Origin of the sequence: Streptomyces sp. S.PB5, assembly GCF_030403745.1 — a bacterium.
Taxonomy (GTDB): Bacteria; Actinomycetota; Actinomycetes; order Streptomycetales; family Streptomycetaceae; genus Streptomyces.
The window spans coordinates 17119-33558 of record NZ_JAQMWP010000020.1 but is presented as its reverse complement, the minus strand read 5'-3'; the positions used below and the strand labels follow the sequence as shown (position 1 = coordinate 33558).

Sequence of the window (16440 nt, the reverse complement as noted above, 5' to 3'; positions counted from 1 at the left end):
AAGTACGCGGCCCCGCCCGAGGCCGCTGAGACTCCTCATCGAGGCGACCGTCTCACACCACCACGCATCACCGAACGGGACACCCGATGACTCAGACCACCATGACTTCGAGCACGACAACGACCACGCCGACGTCCTCCGGACTCCGATCGCTCCATCTGATCCGAGTCACCTTCTCCCTGATCTGGGTGGCACTCGTCGTCACGACCTCCGCCTCGCTCGTGTCGGCGGACGGGCCCACGGTGATCGCGGCCGCGCTGCTCGTCGTCTACCCCCTGTGGGACGTCATCGCCACGTACCTCGAAGGTCGCCTGGCAGGCACCGGCGCCACGGACCGCAGCGCTGCCGCCAACATGGCTCTCGGCCTCGCCACCGCCGCCGCGATGATCATCGCCGTCTTCTCCACCATCGGGGCGGCCCTGCTCGTGTTCGGCATCTGGGCACTCCTCTCCGGAGCGATCCAGCTCGTCGTGGCGATCCGGCGCCGGCGCACCGTAGGCGCACAGTGGCCCATGGTCATCAGCGGCGGGCTGTCCGTCTTCGCCGGCTCCTCCTTCGCCGTCATGTCCGCCTCGGAGACGAGCGGCCTGTCCTCCGTCGCCGGATACTCGGCCTTCGGCGCCTTCTGGTACCTCGTCTCCGTCACCGCGCTCAGCATCCGCATCCGACGCGAACGGCGCTGACCACCGCTGTCGGAGCCACCGCCTCTCCCGAAGGCGCGGTGGCTTTCGACGTCCGAAGGACCCCTCGGCTCCCCATCAGGGCCGGTCGGCCCCTGCCCCTGATGTCGGGCTCTGGATGAACCTGGCTGTGCAGGAGCACGGAGCCGTCTCGGACAAGGAGGACCGTCATGACCGCCACCGCAGCCCCGGCCGTGCTCGACCGGAACGGACTGGATGCGCTGGTCACGGCTCTGGTGGCGCAAGGGCGGACCGTGATCGGACCGACCGTGCGCGACGGTGCGATCGTGCTCGCCGAACTCACTTCGGCCGACGCCCTCCCCTTCGGCTGGGGTGTCGAACTCGATGCCGGGCGATACCGGCTGGTGCGCCGCGAGGACGGGGCCGCTTTCGCGCACAGTGCGGGGCCGCAGTCCTGGAAGGCCTTCCTGCACCCGTCACGGGAGCGGCTGTGGAGCGCCGACCGTACCCCGAAGGGGGACGTGTCGTTCACCGCGGAGGACGCCGAGACGCCGTCGTACGCCTTTCTCGGCGTGCGGCCCTGTGATCTGCGGGCCGTCGCGATCCAGGACCGGGTGCTGACCGGCGGACGGTACGCGGACAGCGGTTACGGCAGGCGCCGGGGCAAGGCCCTGCTGATCGCCGCCGAGTGCACCGAGCCCGGGGCGACCTGCTTCTGCGTGTCCACGGGCGGTGGTCCCGCCGCCGACGCCGGGTACGACCTGGCGCTCACCGAGAGGGACGGGCGCTTCCTCGTGCGGGTCGGCAGCGAGGAGGGCGCCGCGCTGCTGGCACAACTCCCCCATCGGACCGCCGATCCGGAGGTCGAGGCGGCTGCCCGCGCCGCCGTCGACGCCGCTCGCGACCGGATGGGGCGCTCCCTGCCTCCCGTCGACCTGCGGGCCCTGATGGGTGCGAGCCCGACCGCCGAACGCTGGGACGACGTCGCCGCCCGCTGTCTGACCTGCGGCAACTGCACGATGGTCTGCCCGACCTGCTTCTGCGTCACCACGGAGGAGGTCACCGATCTCAGCGGTGACCACACCGAGCGGTGGCAGCGCTGGGACTCCTGCTTCGACCTGGACTTCTCGTATCTGCACGGTGGCCCGGTCCGCTCCTCGGCGCGCAGCCGCTACCGGCAGTGGCTCACCCACAAACTCTCCACCTGGCACGACCAGTTCGGCACCTCCGGCTGCGTCGGCTGCGGTCGCTGCATCGCCTGGTGCCCGGCCGGCATCGACATCACGGAGGAAGTCGCCGCGCTGGACGCCGAACACCGGGCCCCCGGAACGGAGACGGAGCGATGACCCCCTCGATCGCACTGCGCCTGAACCACGCCCTGCCCGCCGAACACCGTGAGCGGCTGCTGCGGGTGGCCCGCGAGGTGCGCTTCCCGCAGGGCGCCCGGATGTTCGAGGAGGGCGGCCGCGCCGACCGCTTCTGGATCGTCCGGGACGGCACCGCGGCCCTCGACCTGCATGTGCCCGGCCACCAGGCACCGGTCGTCGAGACGCTCGGCAGCGGTGATCTCGTCGGCTGGTCCTGGCTGTACGAGCCGCACGTCTGGCAGTTCGGTGCCGAGACCGTGATCCCGATGGGGGCCTATGAGTTCGACGCGGTGGCCGTGCGGCTGATGTGTCAGGACGACGCCGAGTTCGGGCGCGCGATCGAGCACTGGGTCGGCCGGGTGCTGGCACACCGCCTCAACGCGGCCCGCGCCCGGCTCGTCGACCTGTACGGGATCTACGAGACGAAGGAAGCGCGATGACCACCGTGCCGGTCCCCCATCGCGTGGTCGCCCGCCGGACGGAGACCGCGGACACGGTCACCTTGCGGCTGGAGCCGGTCGGCGCGGCGCTGCCCGACTTCGCTCCCGGACAGTTCGCGATGGTGCACTGCTTCGGCCGGGGCGAGATCCCCGTCTCGGTGAGTTCCGTCCAGACCACGGGCGGCCTCGCGCACACGATCCGCTCGGTGGGTGCCGTCTCCGACGGGCTGTGCGCCAGCCGGGTCGGCGATGTCGTCGGCCTCCGTGGCCCGTACGGCAACACCTGGGAACTCCAGCGGGCGCGCGGCAGTGACGTGCTGATCGTGGCGGGCGGCATCGGTCTCGCACCGCTGCGGCCGCTCGTGCTGAGCGCGCTGGCCGAGCCGGAGGCGTACCGGCGTATCAACGTCCTGGTCGGGGCTCGCACCCCGGGTGATCTGATGGCCCGGGCGGAGGTGGAGAGCTGGGCCACGGCGTTCACCGGAGTGACGGTCGACCAGCCCGGACCGGGCTGGCGCGGGGACGTCGGCGTGGTCACCCAACTGCTGGGGCGGGCACTGTTCGAGCCGGACGACACGTGGGCGTTCGTGTGCGGGCCCGAGCCGATGATCCGGGCCACCGCCCGCGAACTCGCCGATCGCGGTGTCCCACGCGAGCGCATCCGGGTCTCGCTGGAGCGGAACATGCGCTGCGCGACGGGCCACTGCGGACACTGCCAGCTCGGCCCCCTGCTGCTGTGCCGGACGGGTCCCGTCGTGACCTGGGCCCAGGCCGAACCCCTTCTGTCGGTAAGGGAGTTGTGAGATGGCACCCACCCTCGCCGTGTTCAAACTGGCCTCCTGCGACGGCTGCCAGCTCACCCTGCTGGACTGCGAGGACGAACTCCTGGCACTGGCGGGCGAGGTGGACATCTTGCACTTCCTGGAGGCGTCCAGCGCGGTGGCGCCCGGCCCCTACGACCTGTCCCTGGTCGAGGGTTCGGTCACCACGGCCCACGACGCCGAACGGGTCCGTGCGATCCGGGCGGCCTCGCGCCGGCTGGTGACCATCGGGGCGTGTGCGACCGCGGGCGGCATCCAGGCCCTGAGGAACTTCGCCGACGTCGACGAGTACCGGCGTGTGGTCTACGCCCACCCCGAGTACATCTCGACGCTCGCCACCTCCACACCCGTCTCCGCCCATGTGGACGTCGACTTCGAGCTGCGCGGCTGCCCCGTCGACCGGCGTCAGCTCATCGAGGTGATCACCGCGTTCCTCGCCGGCCGCAAGCCGGACATCCCCGACCACAGCGTGTGCTTCGAGTGCAAGCGGCGCGGCACGGTCTGTGTCACCGTCGCCCACGGCACCCCCTGTCTCGGCCCGGTCACCCACGCCGGGTGCGGGGCGCTGTGCCCGGCGTACCACCGTGGCTGCTTCGGCTGCTTCGGCCCGTCCGGGTCGGTGAACCTGCCCGCGCTGATCCCGCTGCTGCGCCGCGACGGCCTCGACGAGGACGCGGTGGAGCGGTTCCTGCACACCTTCAACGCTCAGGCCTTCGCAGAGGAGTTGGACAAGTGACGCACCGTGGATCCCGTGTGCTGCACGTCGGCTCGCTGTCCCGGGTCGAGGGCGAGGGCGCGCTGCGCCTGCACGTCCACGACGGCACGGTCACCGAGGCGCGGCTGGAGATCTATGAGCCGCCGCGCTTCTTCGAGGCGTTCCTGCGCGGCCGCTCCCACACCGAACCGCCGGACATCACGGCCCGGGTGTGCGGGATCTGCCCGGTGGCGTACCAGATGAGCGCCTGCGCTGCGATCGAGGACGCCTGCGGGGTGAGCGTCGATCCGGTGATCCGTGCGCTGCGCCGGCTGCTGTACTGCGGCGAGTGGATCGAGAGCCAGGCCCTGCACATCTATCTGCTGCACGCCCCGGACTTCCTGGGCCGGGCGAGCGCGATCGAGCTGGCGCGCACCCACCGGACGGAGGTGGAACGCGGACTGCGGCTGAAGAAGGCGGGCAACTCGCTGATGGAACTGCTCGGCGGGCGGGCCGTGCACCCCGTGAACGTCCGCCTGGGAGGCTTCCACCGGGTCCCCTCGCGTGACGAACTCCGGCGGCTCCATGAGGAGTTGAAGCAGGCACTCGACGACGCGTGGGACACCGTGCGGTGGGTCGCGGGCTTCGAGTTCCCGGACGCGCGGGTCGAGGCCGACCTGCTGGCGCTGGCCGAGCCGGACACGTACGCCATCGAAGGCGGTGTCCCGACCGTGCTGCGTGCCGACGGGACCGGCATGTCCTTCCCGGTGCGGGACTTCACCGCGCACGTGGCCGAGACGCACGTACCGCACTCCACCGCACTGCACTCCCGGCTCGACGGACGGCTGCACCTCACCGGCTCCCTCGCGCGGTTCGCGATCAGCGGGGCGAAGCTGTCGCCCGTTGCGCTGCAGGCGGCCACGGAGGCCGGCCTGGGCGATCCGCGGACGGGCGCGGTGTGCCGCAATCCGTTCCGGTCGATCCTGGTGCGGGCGGTGGAGACGGTGTACGCCGTCGGCGAGGCGCTGCGGATCATCGAGGCGTACGAGCCTCCGGCCCGCCCGTACACGGAGGTGCCGCCGGTCGCGGGCGTCGGGCACGGCGCCACCGAGGCACCCCGCGGAGTGCTGTACCACCGCTACGAACTCGACGCCGACGGCCTGGTCGCCGACGCGCGCATGGTGCCGCCCACCGCGCAGAACCAGGCCGCGATCGAGGACGACCTGCGGCGTCTGGCACAGCGGGCGATCCGCGAACGCGACCCGGACGACGCCGAGTTGACGGCGCTGTGCGAGCGGGCGATCCGCAACCACGACCCGTGCATCTCGTGCTCCACCCACTTCCTCGACCTGACGGTCGTCCGTACGTCGGGAGCCACCTCGGGAGGCTGTGATGTCTGAATCCCCGTACACCGTGAGCGATGTGATGACGCACACCGTCGTCGCCGTCGGCAGCGAGGCGCCCTTCAAGGAGATCGTCGAGCTGCTCGACCAGTGGAAGGTCAGCGCCGTGCCGGTGCTGGCCGGCGAGGGGCGGGTCGTCGGGGTGGTCTCCGAGGCCGATCTGCTGGCCAAGGAGGAGTTCCGCGACAGCGACGCGGGCGAGTTCGAGGAGCGCGCCAAGGCGGGCGCGGTGACCGCGGGCGAGCTGATGAGCGCCCCGGCGGTGACCGTGCACGCCGACGCCTCGGTCGCCGAGGCCGCCCGCATCATGGCCCGCCGCCATGTCAAGCGGCTGCCCGTGGTGGACGGCGTCGGTCTCCTGCAGGGAGTGGTGAGCCGCAGCGATCTGCTGAAGGTGTTCCTGCGGCCGGACGAGGAGATCGCCGCCGAGATACGGCAGACGGTGCTGGAGCGGATGCCGGTGACCTCACCGCTCGCGGTGACCGTCCACGACGGTGTCGCCACACTGACCGGCTCCGCCGCCGAACGCGCCTATCTGCCCGTCGTGGCCCGCGCCGTCCACTCGGTGGAGGGCGTCGTCGACGTCCGGCTCGACCTCACGCACCGATGAAGTACCTCGACGAGTACCGCGACCCCGTGCTCGCCCGGCGTCTGCTGGCGGAACTGCGGGAGACCGCCACGCGCGACTGGCGGATCATGGAGGTGTGCGGCGGCCAGACCCACACCCTGGTCCGCCAGGGCATCGACGAGCTGCTGCCCGCCGGGATGCGGATGATCCACGGCCCGGGCTGCCCGGTCTGTGTGACCCCGCTGGAGACCCTGGACCGGGCCATGGCCGTCGCCGCCCGGCCCGGGGTGATCCTCACCAGCTTCGGCGACATGCTGCGGGTGCCGGGCACCGACACCGACCTGCTGTCGCTGCGGGCGCGTGGCGCCGACGTACGGGTGGTGTACGCCCCCGTGGACGCCGTCCGTCTGGCAGCCCGGCACCCCGAGAAGCAGGTCGTGTTCCTCGCGGTCGGCTTCGAGACGACCGCGCCGGCCAACGCGACAGCGGTCCTGCTCGCGGCCCGTCTGGGGCTGACCAACTTCTCCCTGCTGGTCAGCCATGTGCTCGTGCCCCCGGCGATGACCGCGCTGCTGGAGGATCCGGACTGCGAGGTGCAGGCGTTCCTGGCGGCCGGGCATGTGTGCGCGGTGATGGGCTGGCGGGAGTACGAACCGATCGCTGCCCGGTACCGGGTGCCGATCGTGGTGACCGGGTTCGAGCCGCTGGACCTGCTGGAGGGCATCCTGATGGCCGTACGGCAGCTGGAGTCCGGCCGGGCCGAGGTGGAGAACCAGTACGTACGGGCCGTGTGCCGGTCCGGGAACACCGAGGCGCAGGACACCGTCCGCGAGGTGTTCCAGGTCACCGACCGGGCCTGGCGCGGGATCGGGGCGCTGCCCGCCAGCGGACTCGAACTCGCCGAGAAGTACCGGGAGTTCGATGCCGCCCGGCGCTTCGACGTGGGCGGGCTGTGTCCTGTGGAGGACCCCGAGTGCATCGCCGGGTCCATTCTGACCGGGGCGAGGCTGCCCACCGACTGCGCGGCGTACGGCACCCGTTGCACCCCACGTCATCCGCTCGGCGCGCCCATGGTGTCGTCCGAGGGCACCTGTGCCGCCTTCCACGCGGCCGGACGCACCCCCACTCGCGTGAGGAGCACGCCATGAACGTCCGATGCCCCGCCCCGAACCACGAGGACGAGGTCGTGCTGCTGGGCCACGGTGCCGGCGGCCGCCTCACCGCCGAGCTGCTCGACCGGCTGGTCCTGCCCGCCCTCGACGGCGCCCCGGGACCGATGGAGGACGCCGCGCTGCTGCCCGGTCACCGGGAGCTGGTGATGAGCACCGACAGCTTCGTCGTCAGCCCGCTGTTCTTCCCCGGCGGGGACATCGGGTCCCTCGCCGTCCACGGCACGGTCAACGACCTCGCCATGCGGGGCGCCTGGCCGCTCGCGCTGTCCGTCTCCCTCATCGTGGAAGAGGGGCTGCCGCTGGCCGAACTCCGCGCCGTCCTGGACTCGTTGGGGAAGGCGGCGCAGTCCGCGGGGGTGCCCGTGGTGACCGGGGACACCAAGGTCGTGGGCCGGGGCGCGGCCGACCGGCTCTTCGTCAACACCACCGGCGTGGGACAGCGGCACGGCTCGCTGCATCCCTCCGCGGCCCTGGCCCGGCCCGGTGACGCGGTGCTGCTGTCCGGGCCGATCGGGCTGCACGGCACGACCGTGCTGAGCACCCGTGAGGGTCTCGGCTTCGAGAGCGACATCGCCTCCGACACCCGGCCGCTGCACCGGCTGGTGCGTGCCCTGGTGCCCGTCGGCGCCGATGTGCACGTCCTGCGCGATCCGACCCGGGGCGGGCTCGCGGCCGCACTCAACGAGATCGCCCGCGACTCCTCCGTCGCCGTGGAGATCGAGGAGAGCGCCGTGCCCGTGCCCGAGGCGGTCGCCTCGGCCTGTGATCTGCTCGGCCTGGACCCGCTGGTCGTCGCCAACGAGGGCTGTCTGGTCGCCTTCGTCGCCGCCGACGCGGCCGAGGAGGCGCTGGCCGCGATGCGGTCGGTCGAGGAGGGGACGGCCGCGGTGCGCATCGGTGAGGTGCTGCCCGACGGCCCGCAGGGGCGGGTGACACTGCGGACGCTGGTGGGGGCCCGGCGGATCGTGGACATGCCGCTCGGGGAACTGCTGCCCCGGATCTGCTGACCGCCGGTACGCGTACGTCCGCCGCCCGGCCCTCCCATCCGGGCAGCGGACGCGTCACAGCGGAGCCCTGTTCAGCCCTGGCGCACCTTGATGGTCGTCGTTCCCGCCTTCGCCTCGGGCAGCGGGACCGTGATGGTCAGGACGCCGTCCTTGTAGTCGGCGCTCGCCTCGTCGCCCTTCGCGCCGGCGGGCAGCCGGACGGAGCGGGCGAAGGTGCCGTAGCGGAACTCCGTGCGGTACTTCTCCTTGGTCTCCTCACTCCGCTCGGCGCGCAGGGTCAGCACGCCCTCCGCCACGGTGATCTCGATGTCCTTGTCGGGGTCGATGCCGGGAAGCTCGGCCCGCAGCACGTATGTGCCGTCCGTGAGGTGCTCCTCGACCCGTATGTGGTGCAGCCCCGGGACTCCGTGTGTCCCGGGGAAGCCGGACTCGACCCAACCGAACAGGTCGGGCAGCGTCGGCCAGCCCGGCAGCCGCTCGATCATGCCCGTCATGTCGCCCTCCTTCGGCAGCCCTTCCTTCACCTTCCGTCTCCAGCCTGCTCCCGCGGGACGGTGGTGCCGAGTGCCGTTCGGTCCCGGCGCCGGGCCGGTCGGGCCCTGGCGTGCCGGGCGCGGCGCCTGCCGGACCGTCAGCCGGTCCGGTGGCCCCACCGGGGGTCGAAGTCGGCCCATTCCTTGTCCCACTGCGCCAGTCGCCGCCGGTCCAGACGGGCGCAGCCGCTCCAGCCGGCGAGCAGCACGGCCGAACCCGCGCCCACGGCGGCCACCGTGCCCAGCGCGGTGCCGTGAAGCTCGGCCTGGTCGGGGGTGGCGGGTGCGGGCACGAGTCGGCCCTCGGTGTCCAGCCAGATCCGGGTCGGGCTGCCTGCCTTGGTACCTGGTTCGACCCGGGCCACTCCGGTGCGGACTCTGCCGTCCTGACCGGTCCAGCGCACGGTGGCCCAGGCCCGGCCCCCGTCGGAGCCCTCGGCGGCGGACGGTGACAGTTCGGCGTCCTCGGTGAGCACGGCGGACACGGCATGCCGCTCGGCCCGCAGGCCGTTGATGTTCTGCTCGATGGCACGGGCGGTCAGGGTGCCCGTGACGACGGCCGCCACCACCGCCAGCGTCCAGGTCGCGATCAGCAGCCAGGCCTCCACGAGGTAGCTGGGCCGCCGGAGCGGGCTGCGTCTGAAACGCCACCCCAGGCGCCGGGGCCCGGTCATGGCCGCCACCGGTCCAGGACCTCGGTGGGCGGCCGCCGCGGCGTGTGCCACAGCTCGGTCGTACGGCCCAGGCGCAGCACCACCTGCGGGAACAGACCGCCGGTGAGATGTGCGCGCAGCTCGGCCCGGGGCGCGGGCAGTTCGAGGGGCTGGGTGTGGAAGGCCGCCATGACGTCCTGGGCGGCCGCGTGCAGCAGGACACGCTGGAGTGCCTGGCCCGAGCGCAGCCACTCCTCGCGGGTGTCGTACCGGCTGGAGAGCACGGCCACCGTGCCCGTGCGCGGGGACCATCGCTGCGGTCGGCGGATGTGGCACCAGGACAGGCCGAGGTAGTCGCGGCCGGCGAGGAGCGTGCCGTCGGGGTGACGCGGGCAGATCCGGGGCGGTATCCCCTGTGGTCCCACGTAGCGCCTCAGCTCGGCACGATGGCCGGGGTCCGCGCGATGGATGGCCTCGGCCGTGCGCACGAGGTGGGTCAGCAGTCGGAGGTTCTCCGGTTCGTCGACGACCTGGAGGACGGCTCCCTCCGTCAGGGCCTGCTCACGCAGCTCGTCGAGGAGCGGGGCCGGTACCGGGTCCGGGCCGAAGTGGCCGCGGTGGGTGTGCCGGTGGGGCATGGCCCGGGCCAGGAGTGCCTCCTCGGGGTCTGCGGGGAGGTGTTCCGCGTAGCCGACGTGGGCCAGGTAGCCGGGACGGCCGGGCTCGGGCAGCAGGTCGACGGCGGGGCGGAAACCGAGTCGTCGTACGGCGAGTCGCACGTTGAACAGGGCCGCCCCGCAGGCGATGTGCGCCTCCCGGCCGCCCGGGTCGGTCAGGATCAGCCGCCGCCCCGCGTCCAGGTGCACCTCGAAGGCGTGGTCGTGGCCCTCCTCGACGAAGGACCACGGCTGGCTGTTGTGCGGCGAGGGCGCCAGGGAGGCGGCGCGGGCCAGGTGCAGAGCCGCGCGGCCGGGGCTCTCGTAGGTCAGGGACATGATGCGTCCACCCTTCGTGCGTTCCCGGCCCGCGGGTCCTTCCCGGGCTGGCCGGGGCGGTCAGTCCTGCTCCCCCGCCACGAGTTCGTCGGCGATGTGCCGTGCCCAGTCCTCGATCCGGCCGAAGTCCCGGAAGTCACCCCCTTTGCCGTTGCGCAGGATCATCCCCGCGACCCAGCCCTTCGCGCCGTCCTCCAGACAGCCGCCGAAGGTGACGTGTTCGCGGGCGTCGAGCCGGGTGACGGCCTTCTTCACACCGGGCACCGGCGGGATGTCCCGTTCGGAGGCCGAGGCGTCGAGCGGGCCGCTGCTGAACAGCCACAGCGGCAGCCGGGCGAGTTCGTCTCCGTGCCGGCGGACGAAGCGGCGGGCGTCCTTGTGCCAGCGTCCGGCGTACAGTGCGCCGCCGAGCACGACGGCGTCGTACGGCGTGACACGGGCGACGGCGCCGGCGGGCAGCGCCTCGGCGGTGACGCCCTCCTTGCGCAGCACCGCGGCCACGGCCTCGGCGATCCGCGCGGTCGATCCGTTCGTCGTCCCGTACGCGACCAGGACCTTGCCGGTCATGACGGTTCGCCTCCTTCTCCGGTCAGATGCGGCGCAGCCAGTCGTCGGCGACACCGTGCAGCGACTCCTGGTCCGGCCTGAGGTGGGAGTCGTCGAGCCGGTGGGTCAGCTTGTCGACGACGGCGACCACTCCGTCGATCTGACGGGTCATCGAGACGGCGATCTCCGTCTCGCTCTTGCGTTCCATGTGTCCGGCGAGGGTGACCACGCCCTCCGTGACCGAGACGTCGACGCCGCGCGGCGGCAGCCACAGGGCGCGGACGAGGACCTCGTCGATGACCTCGGCGCGGATCTCCGCGTCGGGCCGCAGGAAGACCTGGAGCAGGTCCCGGCGGGTCACGATGCCGACCAGCCGCTGCTCCTCGTCGAGGACGGGCAGCCGTTCGATGTGGTGCTGGGCCATGGTGCGGGCGGCCTCGACGATGGTGTCGTCGGCGTGCACCGTGACGGGCGGCCGCGACATCAGCTGCCCGGCGGTGCGGGCGGCGGCCTTGGCGATGCGCCGCCTGCCCTCGCGCGTCAGCATGGCGCGCCGGAAGTGCTTCTTCGGCTCGTAGGGGTCGGGCGTCTCGGCCTGCCGGGCCAGCAGGTCGGTCTCGGAGATGACGCCGATGACCTTGTCGTCATCGTCGACCACGGGCAGTCCGCTGATGCGGTTGTCACCGAGGAGCCGGGCCACCTCCTTGAACGGGGTGCCGTGCGTGGCCCGGACGACCTGGGTGGTCATCACGGAACCGACCTTGTTGTGCTTCATGGCTGTTCCCTCCTCAGCGGAGTCGGCGCAGATACGGGTCCTGGGGCCTGCTGGGCAGCAGGCGTACGCGCGCATCGAGCACGGTGACTCCGCCCGGTGTCGCGAGAACGGGGTTGAAGTCGGCCTCGGCCAGCTGCGGCAGGTCACCGGCCATGCGGGAGAGCCGCAGCAGGAGCTGTTCGAGCCCTTCGAGGTCGACGGGGCCCGTGCCGTGCGCGCCGAACAGCAGGGGGGCGCAGCGCGGGGCCGTGATGAGGTCGTGCACATCGTGGTCGGTGAGCGGGGCCAGCCGGGCCGCGTGGTCGGCGAGCACCTCGGTGGCGGTGCCGCCGAGTCCGAACAGCACGAGCGGTCCGAAGACCTGGTCCTGGACGACACCGGCGAACAGCTCGGTGCCGCGGTCGGCGAGCGGCTGGATCACCACGCCCTCCAGGAGGCCGGCGAAGCGCGTCTCCAAGTCCCGGAAGGCGGCCCGCACCTGGGAGTCGCCCCGCAGGTCGAGGTGGACGGCGTGCTCGGCGCTCTTGTGCAGCAGGCCCGGCCAGTGGCCCTTCATGACCACCCGGCCGTCGGCACCGCGCAGGCGCTCGGCCGCCAGTACGGCGGCGTCCTCGGTGTCGGCCCAGGCCCAGCCGATCTGCGGGATCCCGTAGCAGTCGAGGAGTTCGGCGCACTCGCGCGGGGTGAGCCAGCCGCCGTCCGGATGGGCGTCGAGGTAGGCCTCGACAACGGCGTGGGCGCGGTCCGTCTCGACGCCGTCGAGGTCGGGGACCGTGCCGGCGGGCCGGGCCAGCCAGGCGGCGCGGCGGGCGGCGTGGGCCAGCGCCCTTGCCGCCGCCTGGGGTTCGGCGTACGAGGGGACGGTGCCGCCCCCGTCGGCGGGCAGCAGCTCGACGGGCAGGCCCTGTTCGAGGCGGATGGCGGCGACGGGCTTGGCACGCCGGCCCGGGGCGCGGGTCAGGGCGCGGACGAGGTCGTCGCCGGTGGCCGCGGCGACCGCGGTGGGGACGAGGGCCACGAGCACGGCGTCGACACCGCCGTGGCGCGTGATCCGGTCCACGCAGTCGGCCAGCTGCGCCTCGGTGACGGCGGCGGTGGCGTCGACGGGGTTGCCGGCGGCGGCGCCCTCGGGGAGGAGGGCGAGCAGGTCGTCGATCAGCTCCGGGGTGGGCGCGGGAAGTTGGAGGCCTGCCTCGGCGCAGGCGTCGGCGGCGAGTACGCCGGCTCCGCCCGCGTTGGTGACGATGGCCACGCGGGGTCCTGCGGGCAGCGGCTGGGAGTGCAGCAGGGCGGCGGCTTCGAGGAGTTCGCCGCAGGAGTGGGTGGCGGTGATGCCCGCCTGGGTGAAGAGCGCGCCGCGGGTCATGGTGCGGGTGGCGGCGGCCGCGGTGTGCGAGGCGGCGGCCCGTCGGCCGGCCTCGGTGCGGCCCGCGTCGACGGTGAGCACCGGAATCCGCCGGGTCACCCGGCGGGCGGTGCGGGAGAAGGCGCGGGGGCTGCCGAACGACTCCAGGTGCAGCAGGGCGAGTTCGGTGCGGCCGTCGCTCTCCCACCACTGGAGCAGGTCGTTGCCGCTGACGTCGTACTTGTCGCCGAGGGAGACGAAGGAGGAGACGCCGATGCCGAGCCGGGACAGCCCGTCGAGCAGGGCGATCCCGACGCCTCCGGACTGCACGGCGACGCCCGCGCTGCCGGGTCGCGGGTGAGCGGCGGCGAAGGTGGCGTCGAGGCGGAACCCGGGCTCGGTGTTGGAGATGCCGAGGCAGTTGGGGCCGACGAGGCGCATGCCGTGGGCGCGGCAGGCGGCCAGCAGGGCCCGCGCCTGATCGGAGTCCAGGCCCGCGGTGACGACGAGGAGGGCGCGCACGCCCGCCTTGCCGCACTCCTCGGCGGTCTCGGGGATCACGGCGGCGGGTACGGCGAGGACGGCGAGGTCGGGGGTGACCGGCAGCGCGCTGACCGACGGGTGGGACGGCACGCCGAGGATCGCGTGCGCGGCGGGGTTCACGGCGAACAGGCGCCCGGTGTAGCCGCCGGCGTGCAGCTGGTGCAGGATCGCCCGGCCGACCGAGCCGGGCTTGCGTCCGGCGCCGACGACGGCGACCGACTTGGGCTTCAGCAGCGGCTCCATGCTGGCGACGTCGGCGGCCCGGCCGCGTTCCTCGACGGCCGTGAGGTAGGTGTCGCCGGTGTCGAGGGAGATGGTGCAGCGCACCTCGGGCCCTTCGAAGGTGCGGGCCGTGCGCAGACCGAGGTCGGCGAAGAGGCGCAGCACCTCGTGGTTCTCGCTGAGGGCGTCGGCGGTGAAGGTGGTGACGCCCTCGGCGCGGGCGGCGGAGACCAGGTGCTCGACGAGGAGGGTGCCCACGCCCCGGTGGTGCAGCCCGTCGGCGACGGCGATGGAGATCTCGGCGGTGTCCCCGTCGCCTCCGGTGTCGTACTCGGCGAGTCCGATCAGCCGGCCCTCCGTCTCGGCCAGCAGGGCCAGGTATCCGGGGTGTGCGGCACCGCAGGCCCGGTCCGCGGCCAGGGCGGCCGAACGGCGGCTGGCGGCGAAGAACCGCAGTCGCAGGTTCTCCGGGGACATCTCCTCGTACAGTCCCTGCACCTGGTCGTGGTCCGCCCGTCGCACCGGCCGGATGCACACGGTGGTGCCGTCCGCGAGCAGGGCGTGGACCGTGGGCCGGCTGCGCGTGTCGTCCGTCATCGCGGTTCTCCTCGGGTTGTCTCTGCACTTAGAGCGTCCAACGGAACGGGCCGCGGTCCCATGGGCTGTCCGGGCGGTACGGGTGGGCCGGTCGGCCCTGCTCGGGGGCCGGTCGCGCGTGCGGCCAAAGAGAGCGGGACGGCCCACCGGGCGACCGAAGGACCTCGTGTCCTGGCCGCCCGGCGGGCCGGTGTGTTCATGCCTGCTGCGGTACGACGGCCACCGGGCAGGTCGAGTGGTGCAGAGCCGCATGGGTCACGCGGCCGAGCTGGAATCCCAGGTGTCCGTTGCGGCGCTTGGCGCCGACGATCAGGAGGTCGGCGCCGTGCGCGGCCTCCACCAGCACCCGGCGCGGGTGGCCCTCGACGGTGCGGCGCTTGATCTCCACCTCCGGCGGGGCGTCCTGCAGGGCCTGGGTGAGGGCCTCCTCGGCCTGCTCCTGATGCCGCCGGGCCGCGATGTCGTCCGCCGGCGGGTAGTCGGTGGTCTCGCGCGCGGGGCACCGCCAGGCCCGTACCGCCTCCAGGACGGCACCGCGGCGCCGGGCCTCCTCGAAGGCGAAGCGCACCGCCGCCGAGTCCTTCGCGTCCTCGCCGACACCCACGACGACCCGTCCGCCGCCCGGAGGCGTCGCCCTCATGTCGTGGTTGCCGCGCAGGACGATCACCGGGCAGTCGGCGTGTGCCGCCACGGTCAGGCTGACCGAGCCGAGCAGCATCTCGGCGAGGCCGCTGCGGCCCCGGGAGCCGACCACCAGCGCGGACGCCTGCCGGGCCTCGTGCACCAGGGCGTACTCGGGTTCCTCGAACACCACGTCGGCGGACACCTTCAGGCCGGGCTGCCGGGCCCTCGCCCGGGCCGCGGCGGCGCCGACCACGTCCTGGGGCAGCACGCGCGCCGCGGGCTTGCCGAGGTCGTGCGCGAGGGCGGCGCCCTCGTAGCGCTCCCACAGGCACGCGTACACCAGCCGCAGCGGAACGCCGCGCACCACGGCCTCGTCGGCCGCCCAGTCCACGGCGCGCAGGCTCGGCTCGGAGCCGTCGACGCCGACGACCAGGGGCCGTTCCTCAGTCGTACTCATGCTCTTCTCCCCTCCGGATGACAGGTCTTGGGTGGTACGTCAGTCGTGTGCGACGACGGCGACCGGTGCGGCGGCGTGGTGCAGCACCGCGTGGGCGACCGGGCCGATGTGGGCGCCGAAGGGGTTGCGGCGGATCCGGCGGCCGACGACCACCAGTGAGGCCCCGCTCGCGGCGTCGACGAGATGGTTGGAGGCACTGCCGGACCGGGACTCCTCGGTGACCTGGACGTTCGGGTACTTCTCCCGCCAGGGCTCCAGAATCTCGGCGAGGGCGGCGGACTGGGCCCGGGAGATCTCGTCGTGCAGCTGCAGGTCGGCCGGCAGGCTGTAGGCGTAGTAGGGCGGCAGGTTCCAGCCGTGGATCACCCGCAGGACGGCATCGCGCCGGGCGGCCGCCTCGAAGGCGAACTCGATCACCGAGTCGTCCGGGTGGGACGGGTCGAGGCCCAGGACGACGGGGCGGTAGGGGGCGGCGGCCGACGGGATGCCCGCCGGGTCCAACTCGTGCTCGTCGGCGGCCTGTTCACCGGCGCGGACCAGGACCACGGGGGTCTCGGTGTGCGCGACGGTGGACTGGCCGACGGAACCCACGAGGAATCCGCCGATGCCGCTCATCCCGCGGGAGCCGAGGACCAGCAGGTCGGCGTCCTTCGCCGCACCGGCCAGGACGTCGGAGGGCTGCCCGTTCAGCTGCTCGGTGGTCACCTCCACCCCGGGATGCCGCAGGGCGATGCCCTCGGCCGCCTCCCGCGGAATCCGCTCGGTCCAGTGCGCCCGGGTCTCGGCACCGAGCAGCGGGGCCTGGGCCATGGGCGCCGGTACCGGCTCCCAGACGTGGACGATCTTCAGCGGCAGGCCGCGCAGTTTCGCCTCGCGGGCCGCCCACTCGGCTGCGGCACGGCTCTCGGGGGAGCCGTCGAGGCCCACGGTGACGTTGCGGGACATGCTGTCCACCTCCTGAATCGGGGATCCGGTCTCCAGGGTGATCCCGGCCGGGGCCGCTGCCGCAGGGGCCGCAGGTCCCCGACCGGGGCCGA

General features: G+C 73.1%; 17 protein-coding genes. 9 read left to right on the top strand and 8 right to left on the bottom strand.

Annotated features, from left to right (window positions below):
- Positions 1-86 precede the first annotated feature (86 nt).
- The 9 genes from PH203_RS39230 to hypE all read left to right on the top strand — a co-directional run bounded on the left by PH203_RS39230 (position 87) and on the right by hypE (position 8113).
- A complete protein-coding gene (locus tag PH203_RS39230; RefSeq protein ID WP_289926601.1) occupies positions 87-683 on the top strand; it encodes a DUF308 domain-containing protein in 597 nt (198 codons plus the stop codon).
- A 167-nt stretch (positions 684-850) separates the two neighbouring features.
- Positions 851-1987 carry a 4Fe-4S dicluster domain-containing protein gene (locus PH203_RS39225; RefSeq protein WP_289926600.1) on the top strand — a complete coding sequence of 379 codons (1137 nt, stop codon included), beginning with the start codon at positions 851-853 and terminating at the stop codon, positions 1985-1987.
- Positions 1984-2448, top strand: coding sequence for a cyclic nucleotide-binding domain-containing protein (locus PH203_RS39220; protein ID WP_289926598.1), 465 nt, complete (start codon positions 1984-1986; stop codon positions 2446-2448). Before PH203_RS39225 ends, PH203_RS39220 begins: the two co-directional genes overlap by 4 nt.
- Positions 2445-3251 carry an FAD/NAD(P)-binding protein gene (locus PH203_RS39215; protein ID WP_289926597.1) on the top strand — a complete coding sequence of 269 codons (807 nt, stop codon included), beginning with the start codon at positions 2445-2447 and terminating at the stop codon, positions 3249-3251. Before PH203_RS39220 ends, PH203_RS39215 begins: the two co-directional genes overlap by 4 nt.
- 1 nt (position 3252) lies before the next feature.
- Positions 3253-4005, top strand: coding sequence for an oxidoreductase (locus PH203_RS39210; protein WP_289926596.1), 753 nt, complete (start codon positions 3253-3255; stop codon positions 4003-4005).
- Positions 4002-5363 carry a Ni/Fe hydrogenase subunit alpha gene (locus tag PH203_RS39205; RefSeq protein WP_289926595.1) on the top strand — a complete coding sequence of 454 codons (1362 nt, stop codon included), beginning with the start codon at positions 4002-4004 and terminating at the stop codon, positions 5361-5363. Before PH203_RS39210 ends, PH203_RS39205 begins: the two co-directional genes overlap by 4 nt.
- Positions 5356-5976, top strand: a complete 621-nt coding sequence (locus PH203_RS39200) for a CBS domain-containing protein (protein ID WP_289926594.1) — start codon at positions 5356-5358, stop codon at positions 5974-5976. Before PH203_RS39205 ends, PH203_RS39200 begins: the two co-directional genes overlap by 8 nt.
- The gene (gene hypD, locus PH203_RS39195; RefSeq protein WP_289926593.1) at positions 5973-7082 is read left to right on the top strand and encodes a hydrogenase formation protein HypD; all 1110 of its coding nucleotides are present in this window, start codon (positions 5973-5975) and stop codon (positions 7080-7082) included. The genes PH203_RS39200 and hypD overlap by 4 nt, the downstream gene beginning before the upstream one ends.
- A complete protein-coding gene (gene hypE, locus PH203_RS39190; protein WP_289926592.1) occupies positions 7079-8113 on the top strand; it encodes a hydrogenase expression/formation protein HypE in 1035 nt (344 codons plus the stop codon). The genes hypD and hypE overlap by 4 nt, the downstream gene beginning before the upstream one ends.
- Before the next feature lie 71 nt (positions 8114-8184).
- Here hypE and PH203_RS39185 read toward each other — a convergent pair whose 3' ends face one another.
- From PH203_RS39185 to PH203_RS39150, 8 genes are all read right to left on the bottom strand, one after another.
- Complete coding sequence (locus PH203_RS39185) at positions 8185-8607, bottom strand: Hsp20/alpha crystallin family protein (protein WP_289926591.1); 423 nt, start codon at positions 8605-8607, stop codon at positions 8185-8187.
- Between the two features lie 137 nt (positions 8608-8744).
- Positions 8745-9320 (bottom strand): hypothetical protein, encoded by a 576-nt coding sequence (locus PH203_RS39180; protein ID WP_289926590.1) that lies wholly within the window; start codon positions 9318-9320, stop codon positions 8745-8747.
- Positions 9317-10294, bottom strand: a complete 978-nt coding sequence (locus PH203_RS39175; RefSeq protein WP_289926589.1) for a hypothetical protein — start codon at positions 10292-10294, stop codon at positions 9317-9319. The genes PH203_RS39180 and PH203_RS39175 overlap by 4 nt, the downstream gene beginning before the upstream one ends.
- A 60-nt stretch (positions 10295-10354) precedes the next feature.
- Entirely contained in the window at positions 10355-10861 is a 507-nt protein-coding gene (locus tag PH203_RS39170) for a flavodoxin domain-containing protein (protein WP_289926587.1), read from the bottom strand.
- Between the two features lie 22 nt (positions 10862-10883).
- On the bottom strand, positions 10884-11615 hold the full coding sequence (locus tag PH203_RS39165; protein ID WP_289926586.1) for a CBS domain-containing protein: 732 nt from the start codon (positions 11613-11615) through the stop codon (positions 10884-10886).
- A 13-nt stretch (positions 11616-11628) separates the two neighbouring features.
- Positions 11629-14322, bottom strand: a complete 2694-nt coding sequence (locus PH203_RS39160; protein WP_289926585.1) for a GNAT family N-acetyltransferase — start codon at positions 14320-14322, stop codon at positions 11629-11631.
- A 196-nt stretch (positions 14323-14518) separates the two neighbouring features.
- Positions 14519-15403: a universal stress protein gene (locus PH203_RS39155; RefSeq protein ID WP_289926584.1), complete on the bottom strand. Its 885-nt coding sequence runs from the start codon at positions 15401-15403 to the stop codon at positions 14519-14521.
- Between the two features lie 39 nt (positions 15404-15442).
- Positions 15443-16348 carry a universal stress protein gene (locus PH203_RS39150; RefSeq protein ID WP_289926583.1) on the bottom strand — a complete coding sequence of 302 codons (906 nt, stop codon included), beginning with the start codon at positions 16346-16348 and terminating at the stop codon, positions 15443-15445.
- Positions 16349-16440: the final 92 nt, after the last annotated feature.

Coding starts and splice junctions, on each gene's coding strand:
- PH203_RS39230 (WP_289926601.1), top strand. CDS start 87: ATGACTCAGACCACCATGACTTCGAGCACGACAACGACCACGCCGACG.
- PH203_RS39225 (WP_289926600.1), top strand. CDS start 851: ATGACCGCCACCGCAGCCCCGGCCGTGCTCGACCGGAACGGACTGGAT.
- PH203_RS39220 (WP_289926598.1), top strand. CDS start 1,984: ATGACCCCCTCGATCGCACTGCGCCTGAACCACGCCCTGCCCGCCGAA.
- PH203_RS39215 (WP_289926597.1), top strand. CDS start 2,445: ATGACCACCGTGCCGGTCCCCCATCGCGTGGTCGCCCGCCGGACGGAG.
- PH203_RS39210 (WP_289926596.1), top strand. CDS start 3,253: ATGGCACCCACCCTCGCCGTGTTCAAACTGGCCTCCTGCGACGGCTGC.
- PH203_RS39200 (WP_289926594.1), top strand. CDS start 5,356: ATGTCTGAATCCCCGTACACCGTGAGCGATGTGATGACGCACACCGTC.
- hypD (WP_289926593.1), top strand. CDS start 5,973: ATGAAGTACCTCGACGAGTACCGCGACCCCGTGCTCGCCCGGCGTCTG.
- hypE (WP_289926592.1), top strand. CDS start 7,079: ATGAACGTCCGATGCCCCGCCCCGAACCACGAGGACGAGGTCGTGCTG.
- PH203_RS39185 (WP_289926591.1), bottom strand. CDS start 8,607: ATGACGGGCATGATCGAGCGGCTGCCGGGCTGGCCGACGCTGCCCGAC.
- PH203_RS39180 (WP_289926590.1), bottom strand. CDS start 9,320: ATGACCGGGCCCCGGCGCCTGGGGTGGCGTTTCAGACGCAGCCCGCTC.
- PH203_RS39175 (WP_289926589.1), bottom strand. CDS start 10,294: ATGTCCCTGACCTACGAGAGCCCCGGCCGCGCGGCTCTGCACCTGGCC.
- PH203_RS39170 (WP_289926587.1), bottom strand. CDS start 10,861: ATGACCGGCAAGGTCCTGGTCGCGTACGGGACGACGAACGGATCGACC.
- PH203_RS39165 (WP_289926586.1), bottom strand. CDS start 11,615: ATGAAGCACAACAAGGTCGGTTCCGTGATGACCACCCAGGTCGTCCGG.
- PH203_RS39160 (WP_289926585.1), bottom strand. CDS start 14,322: ATGACGGACGACACGCGCAGCCGGCCCACGGTCCACGCCCTGCTCGCG.
- PH203_RS39155 (WP_289926584.1), bottom strand. CDS start 15,403: ATGAGTACGACTGAGGAACGGCCCCTGGTCGTCGGCGTCGACGGCTCC.
- PH203_RS39150 (WP_289926583.1), bottom strand. CDS start 16,348: ATGTCCCGCAACGTCACCGTGGGCCTCGACGGCTCCCCCGAGAGCCGT.